Source organism: Coprococcus sp. AF21-14LB (genome assembly GCF_003458885.1).
GTDB lineage: Bacteria > Bacillota > Clostridia > Lachnospirales > Lachnospiraceae > UBA9414.
In genome coordinates this window covers 1-8,069 of record NZ_QRVX01000074.1, presented here as the reverse complement: position 1 = coordinate 8,069, position 8,069 = coordinate 1, and the positions used below count along the sequence as shown (strand labels likewise).

The window sequence follows — 8,069 nt, the reverse complement described above, 5'->3', positions numbered from 1 at the left end:
TTTCCTGGGGAATTACTGCTGTTCTGTTCATCATATATTGGAGAAAAAAACAGAAACACTTTTGGCTGCGATACGAACAGTATTTCCGCCTAATAAATGTTATTATAAAATTCCTCTGTTTTAAAATTACATTTTGCTGAATTATATTTCCCGAATCAGGAATATTGAACTTTTTACTTTTCATGACAAAACTTTATTCAAGTTCTATTTGTACGATTTGATGATACGGCGGCAGACTTGCCGCGTGATAATTATAATTCGTTTCCTGTTCCGATCTCCTCAATATACTTTCGGACTGTTTCCTCATCTTCTTCTAAATGCTCTGCAATCTCAGGAATACTTAAACCTTTCACAAGTTTCTTCTGAATCAATTTTTTTAATTTTGACTCTTCTCCAAGAAGTATGCCTTCTTTTCTGCTTTCTTCTTTTTCTTCTGCTATTAATTCATCAAACATCATATAACGCTGCCCCATTTCTCTGCTGACTTTTATCTTCTGAATGTCTCGCTGCAATTTCTCCACATAGGAATCTCCAAAGTCCTTCTGACTCTCTTCCGGATTCGCTTTCACAAACTTCAAGAACTTCACAAGCGCTTCCGGAACATTGTCTGCATCCTGCCCCATTGTGCTAAGAAAGATTGCATGACTTCCATCTTGCATTTCTAAACCCTCTTGTGTACGCATCTGAAAACGATAGCAATACTTCTTCTGTCTAAATGGATCAAAATCGCAGATAAAAATCACATAAGATTCCGGAAGTTGCTCATAGGCTGTTCCGCTGATTAATAAATCCATATCCATTTCACTTGAGTAATATCGCACGCGTCTCGGCAAAGAATCTTTGGATAAAACCTGCATCTCCAGATTATAGCGCGTCCGATCTGCATCGTTCGCAATCACATCCAGACGGATTCCCTTATATTCCGGATGGTAAATAATATTTTTCTCCAAATCAATCGTAAGAGATTCAATCTGAAAACCAAGCAGCCGTTCTAAAAATTGCCTGCAATTATCATCTTGAAGCATGACCGCTCCAAACATCCAGTTGTCTTTTATCGTCAGTTCATTTAATTTCTTCATATCGCTTCCTCCATTTTACAGAGGAATTTTATATTGCTTTAGTTTAGCATGGGTGCATGAGAAATGCTATTGACGAAAATACTAAAAATGCACTTTGTATAAAATGCCTAAAATACAGCTTTACACAGCCTCAAAAAATGTATCCGGATGTTCTGAATCAAATAATTCATTACATGTCATAACTGTCACAAGATTTTCAGTATCACTTAAATTGATGATATTGTGTGTCCATCCCGGAAGCATATGAACCGCTTCCATTTGCGCTCCATTCACTTCAAATTCTATCACTTCGCCTGTGTTCAAATTACGTTGTTGAATTAATCCGTGTCCTGCAACAACAATAAACAGTTCCCATTTTGTATTATGCCAGTGCTGCCCCTTTGTTATCCCCGGACGGCTGATATTAATAGAAACTTGTCCACATTTTTCTGTCTTTATCAACTCGGTAAAACTTCCTCTTTCATCCACATTCATTTTCAACGGAAAGCTTACCTTTTCCTTCGGAAGATATGATAAATAGGTGGAATACAACTTCTTGGCAAATGATCCCGACGGAATCTCCGGCATAATCAATGTCTCTGGCTGCTTCTGAAAAGTTTCCAAAAAATCTACAATCTCTCCCAATGTAGCTTTATGAGTTACCGGAGCATATGCATAACGTCCATTTTCACTCGGTACCGGAAGCAATCCATCATAATCACAGCGGTGTGCCTGTCCTTCCAACGCATCCAGCATTTCCTCAACAAGATCATCAATATACAATAATTCCAACTCTGTCTTACGGTCATTTACCGTAACCGGCAGATCATTTGCTATATTATTGCAAAATGTAGCTACTGCACTGTTGTAATTCGGTCGGCACCATTTTCCAAAGAGATTAGGAAAACGATATACAAGTACCGAAGCTCCCGTTTCCTCTCCATATTTGAAAAATAATTCCTCTCCGGCCAGTTTCGACTTTCCATAATCAGATGTTCCATATCTGCCGATGAGAGTCGCCTGAATCGAACTTGCAAGCATCACAGGACAATTATTTTTGTGAGCCTTTAATGTATCCAACAAAACAGACGCAAAGCCAAAATTTCCATCCATAAACTCAGAATTATCTTTCGGGCGGTTTACGCCTGCAAGATTAAATACAAAGTCTGCTTTTGCACAGAACTCATTTAATAATTCCGGATTTGTATCAATATCATATTCAAATATTTCCTCAAGTTTCAATGTCCGTGTGCGGTTTTTACCATCTTTTTATATTGTTTAAGTTTGCGACAAGATTTTTCCCCACAAATCCTTTCGCTCCTGTCACTAATATCTTCATTCTTCTCTTTTGCCTCCGAAATTTATGTGCTCTTTTCAGCTTTTGCCCGATTACTTCTTTCTCCACACCATTTTATTAACAACACCGGTATAGCTCTGAATAATTTTTATAACTTTTGTACTGACATTTTCTTCTACATAATCCGGAACAGGAATTCCATGATCTGCTGTACGGTTTAATTCTACCGCAGTATCTACTGACTGCAGAAGTCCATGCTCATCAATTCCGGATAAAATAAAGCATGCCTTATCAAGAGCTTCCGGACGTTCTGTTGATGTACGGATACATACAGCCGGAAATGGATGCCCTACTGATGTAAAAAATGAGCTTTCCTCCGGTAAGGTTCCTGAATCAGATACCACCGCAAATGCATTCATCTGCAAACAGTTATAATCATGAAATCCAAGCGGTTCGTGCTGAATTACGCGGGAATCCAACTGAAATCCGGATGTTTCCAATCGTTTTCGACTACGCGGATGGCATGAATATAAAATTGGCATATCATATTTTTCTGCCATCGCATTAATTGCAGTAAATAATGACACAAAGTTTTTCTCTGTATCAATATTTTCTTCCCGGTGTGCGGAAAGCAAAATATATTTCCCTTTTTCAAGACCAAGACGGCTATGAATATCAGATGCCTCAATCTGTGACAAATTATTGTGAAGCACTTCTGCCATTGGAGATCCCGTTACATAAGTACGTTCCTTCGGAAGTCCACAATCTGCCAGATAACGGCGCGCATGTTCACTGTATGCGAGATTTACATCAGAAATAATATCAACAATTCTTCGGTTCGTTTCTTCCGGAAGACATTCATCTTTACAACGGTTTCCTGCCTCCATGTGGAAAATCGGAATATGAAGACGTTTTGCCCCAATCACACTAAGACAGCTATTTGTATCACCCAACACCAAAACTGCATCCGGCTTAATCGCAGCCATTAGCTGATATGATTTTGCAATAATATTTCCCATTGTTTCACCGAGATCATTTCCAACTGCTTCCATATAAACTTCCGGATCTTCCAATCCTAAATCTTTAAAAAATACACCGTTCAAATTATAATCATAATTCTGTCCTGTGTGTGCAAGAATCGTATCAAAATAGTTTCGGCATTTATTAATAACTGCTGACAAACGGATGATTTCCGGCCGTGTACCAACAATGATTAACAATTTTAATTTCCCATTTTCTTTCCATGTGATATTTTCGTACATAATTATTTCCTCTCACTTCTTCTAAGTTAAACTGACTCACTTCATTTTATTTCTTCATGAAACTTTACCACCCTACGCAATCGGGTACTGACGCAGTGCAACCACTTCTCCGGATTCAATCTTCGTGCCGACAGAAATTCTATTCTCTCCCTTCACGATCGCCCCCGGCGCAATATGCACTCCCTCTTCTAAAATGCATCCGTGATCCACCAAAGCTCCAATGTTCACAATACACCCTATCTGAACTTCTACATCTGTATTCACAACAGCATGAGGTAAGATAACTACTCCTCGATGAAGTATTGCCTTTGGACTAACATATGCTGTCGTATGGATTAAGGTCGCAAGCTCAAATCCATTCTCCTCAAGCTGTCTGCACCATTTCAAACGCAGCTCATTATTACCAAATGCCGGAATTATTTTACAGTCTTTATAGTTGATATAGTCTTTCAGTTTTCCAACTGCATCCGGACTGTTATCATCAAGAAAAAAAGCAGTATAACCTGACTGTTCTGCAATATCTGCAACTGTCCGGCCATAACCGCCTGCTCCTAAAATCATTAATTTATTCATTATTTTTTGCCAGTTCTTCCTGAATATATGTAAGAGATGCAATCTTCTCTTTCGTCTCCTCTACTGAAAGCAACTCCGTATTATTGCTGTTAAATTCTGTCAGCGTATTTCGTTCCACATCCCCGTCTTTGAAATACTTATCATAATTCAGTCCTCGCTTATCGCACGGTACACGGTAAAATCTTCCCATATCAACTGCATTTGCACACTCTTCATTCGTCAAAAGTGTTTCATACATCTTTTCGCCATGACGAATACCAATCGTTTTAATATTGGTCTTATCTCCGCCAAACAACTCGCACACTGCTTCTGCCTGAGTCTGGATTGTACATGCCGGCGCTTTTTGCACTAAAATATCCCCTGCTTCGCCATGTTCAAAAGCGAAAAGCACGAGATCTACTGCTTCTTCCAGTGACATAATAAAACGTGTCATAAAACCATCTGTAATTGTAATCGGATTGCCTGCCCGAATCTGATCGATCCAAAGCGGAATCACTGAACCACGGCTGCACATAACATTTCCGTATCTTGTACAGCAGATTTTTGTCTTCTTACTTGTCCGGCTCTTAGCAACAATAACCTTCTCCATCATTGCCTTACTTGTTCCCATTGCATTTACCGGATATGCTGCCTTGTCTGTAGAAAGGCAGATCACTGTCTCCACGCCTTCATCAATAGCTGCTGTCAGAACATTCTCTGTTCCAAGCACATTCGTCTTCACTGCTTCAATCGGGAAAAATTCACAAGACGGAACCTGCTTCAGTGCTGCTGCGTGGAAAATATAATCGACTCCATGCATTGCATTCTTTACAGACTGCAAGTCGCGGACATCTCCGATATAGAACTTAATCTTTTCAGCTGCTTCCGGCATCTTCGCCTGAAATTCATGGCGCATATCATCCTGTTTCTTCTCATCTCTTGAGAAAATACGGATCTCGCCGATATCTGTCTGAAGAAAACGGTTCAGAACAGCGTTTCCAAATGAACCGGTACCTCCGGTGATTAATAGGGTTTTATTTGTGAATAATGACATAGTTGTTGTCCTCCGCATTTAATATATTATTTTCTTTAATCTCTTTGAAAAATATCTCTCGTATAAACCTTCTCCTGAACATCATTCAGACAGCTATCATAGCGATTTGCAATGATTGCCTGACTTCTCTTCTTAAATTCATCCAGATCATTTACAACTTTGCTTCCGAAAAATGTACTTCCGTCTTCTAGCGTTGGTTCATACACAATCACTGTTGCCCCTTTCGCCTTGATTCGCTTCATCACTCCCTGGATAGAAGATTGACGGAAGTTATCTGAGTTAGATTTCATTGTAAGACGATAAACACCAATTACACATTCTTTCTCCTGATCTGCTGAAAAATCTCCCCGATTAAAATAGTCGTAATATCCTGCCATAGCGAGCACTCGGTCTGCAATAAAATCTTTTCTTGTGCGATTTGATTCTACAATTGCAGTCATCATATTCTGCGGCACTTCCGCATAATTTGCCAGCAGCTGTTTCGTATCTTTCGGCAGACAATAACCGCCATAGCCAAAGGATGGATTATTATAATGCGTTCCAATACGCGGATCGAGACAAACACCATTGATGATCTGCTGTGTATTTAATCCTTTCATTTCCGCATAAGTATCTAACTCATTAAAATAAGAGACACGAAGAGCAAGATAAGTGTTCGCAAACAACTTCACTGCTTCGGCCTCTGTAAATCCCATAAACAATGTATCAATATTTTCTTTAATTGCACCCTCCTGCAATAACTCTGCAAATGTCTGCGCTGCTTGCACAAGGCGTTCATCCTCCAGGTCTGTACCCACGATAATTCTTGAAGGATATAAGTTATCATATAATGCTTTCGATTCTCTTAAAAATTCCGGACTGAAAAGAATATTGGCTGTTCGGAACTTCTCCCGAACACTTTCCGTATATCCAACCGGAATGGTTGATTTGATTACCATAATCGCATCCGGATTATACTGTAATACTTGTTTAATTACTGATTCCACTGCACTTGTATCAAAAAAGTTCTTCTGACTATCATAATTAGTTGGTGCAGCAATGATAACAAAATCTGCATTTGAATAAGCCGCTTCAGCATCCAACGTGGCAGTCAGATTGAGCGGCTTATTTGCTAAATAGTCTTCTATGTAATCATCCTGAATCGGTGATTTTTTGTGATTGATCAAGTCTACCTTCTCTGGGACAATGTCCACGGCTGTAACTTGATGATGCTGTGATAATAAAACGGCAAGGGATAAACCTACATATCCCGTACCGGCTACGGTAATTTTCATTTATATCTTCTCCATTTTACTTGTTATTTTTCACTTCGTAATTAGCTAAATATATTCGTTAATTTCCAAATAATTCTGCTCAAAATTCCTCCATTAGCAACTCGCCAGGAATATATTTTGTATCTAATTTGTGCTCGTTTAGGAAGTAACATTTCCATTCCACATTCCATTTTTTGTTGACAAGGTCTGCAAATACCACATGGATAATTTCTATGAGGTGTATAACAAAAATGAATTCCTTTCATGAATTCTATATATCCCCAATTTTTAATATTTTCTAACATTTCTATTTCTGTAAGATTAATGATTGGAAAAGCTACATTTTCAAATAGCATATTACAATCCTTAGATGATTTTTCTAAATCTAAAACATACCCCCCATCACACTCCTTTAATCTCCCAAACTGATTAATAACTTCAACGCATCCACTAAATTCTCCATTTGGCTTTTCAATTCCTAATTCAATTCCAGGATATGATATAGCTAGTCTTGCAATATACTCATATTGTGAACCAATTTTAATTTTTTCCTTAATTCTTTGATACGCCGTTGTTATTTCAATATTTTCTGGTATATCACAATCTTCTATATATGTAAGTGGATTTATTTTAGCTTTCGTTCTTTTATCTTCTACTAACTGTTTATATAATTTTTCTACAGTATTTATTTCAATTTGTAGACTTGGCCTGGTATGATCTCTAATATATATCGGATATATTTCTATATCATCCCTACGAGACAATTCAACCATTCTATAAGTTGAATCCCATCCACCTGTCCATAAAACGTATTTTTTCATTTTCCACACCTCCCCAATATTTATTCACTTGGTATATGTAAATATTCTTCCATTCCTTTCCCATTAATCTTTGTTTGCGAAACATACAAGCCACCAGCTGGAGTAAATGTCAATTCTCCAAAATATAATTTACCAGAAATAATATAAAAATCACATCTTACAAATGGAAATGGGGTTGAAAAGCTCCTTGATGCTTCAAGCATTTCCTTCAAACAACTAGGTTCCTTTGTTGGCTCTTTTACTTCTTTATATTTATTCGTATTTTCCAATGAATTCCAATTAATGTCGAAAAATTCTGTTTTCATTTCATGACCTCTATCGTGCATAACTAAAATAGCTAACGGTTCTCCATGAAAGCAATACACTTTATAATCTGGAATCACTCCTAATTCATCTGTATTATCCAAATATTTTTCACATATAATTCTTTTGGGAGTATTTTTATATTGCATTTCGGAATACGGTAGCCAATATTTTAATTTTTCCCACTTATTAAGCTGTTTGACTGTTTGAGTAATATTTAAATTCTCTTTGTTTTCACACAAAATATTCATTCCTGCTCCAAAATTCCACTTTAAAACAAACTTTTCTGGTAAACTATTCCAGTCAATATCTTTCGCATGTTCATATACTCCTAATAATTCATTCAAAAGATGTGAATACCCACATTTTTCGATATATTCTCTTACTCTATATTTATCTGCACATTGTATTACCAGAGGATTCTGAATATAATCGTTTAATTTTAAGCCATAATAATTTTTCGTTAAAT

7 protein-coding genes and 1 pseudogene are annotated in these 8,069 nt (G+C 37.4%); all 8 read right to left on the bottom strand.

Going from position 1 to position 8,069, the window contains the following annotated elements:
* Window positions 1-251: 251 nt before the first annotated feature.
* Window positions 252-1,079 (bottom strand): Rpn family recombination-promoting nuclease/putative transposase, encoded by an 828-nt coding sequence (locus tag DWX73_RS12285; RefSeq protein ID WP_118349027.1) that lies wholly within the window; start codon window positions 1,077-1,079, stop codon window positions 252-254.
* A 120-nt stretch (window positions 1,080-1,199) separates the two neighbouring features.
* A pseudogene (locus DWX73_RS12280) lies at window positions 1,200-2,397 on the bottom strand (polysaccharide biosynthesis C-terminal domain-containing protein).
* Between the two features lie 50 nt (window positions 2,398-2,447).
* Window positions 2,448-3,617 (bottom strand): UDP-N-acetyl glucosamine 2-epimerase, encoded by a 1,170-nt coding sequence (locus DWX73_RS12275; RefSeq protein ID WP_118349026.1) that lies wholly within the window; start codon window positions 3,615-3,617, stop codon window positions 2,448-2,450.
* A 72-nt stretch (window positions 3,618-3,689) separates the two neighbouring features.
* Window positions 3,690-4,190 (bottom strand): PglD-related sugar-binding protein, encoded by a 501-nt coding sequence (locus DWX73_RS12270; protein WP_118349025.1) that lies wholly within the window; start codon window positions 4,188-4,190, stop codon window positions 3,690-3,692.
* Window positions 4,183-5,223 (bottom strand): polysaccharide biosynthesis protein, encoded by a 1,041-nt coding sequence (locus DWX73_RS12265; RefSeq protein ID WP_118349024.1) that lies wholly within the window; start codon window positions 5,221-5,223, stop codon window positions 4,183-4,185. The genes DWX73_RS12270 and DWX73_RS12265 overlap by 8 nt, the downstream gene beginning before the upstream one ends.
* Window positions 5,224-5,258: 35 nt before the next feature.
* Complete coding sequence (locus tag DWX73_RS12260; RefSeq protein WP_118349023.1) at window positions 5,259-6,497, bottom strand: nucleotide sugar dehydrogenase; 1,239 nt, start codon at window positions 6,495-6,497, stop codon at window positions 5,259-5,261.
* A gap of 41 nt (window positions 6,498-6,538) precedes the next feature.
* On the bottom strand, window positions 6,539-7,297 hold the full coding sequence (locus tag DWX73_RS12255) for a hypothetical protein (RefSeq protein ID WP_118349022.1): 759 nt from the start codon (window positions 7,295-7,297) through the stop codon (window positions 6,539-6,541).
* Window positions 7,298-7,317: 20 nt separating this feature from the next.
* Window positions 7,318-8,069, bottom strand: a 752-nt coding sequence (locus DWX73_RS12250) for an ATP-grasp fold amidoligase family protein (RefSeq protein WP_118349021.1), incomplete at its 5' end; no start/stop codon positions are given.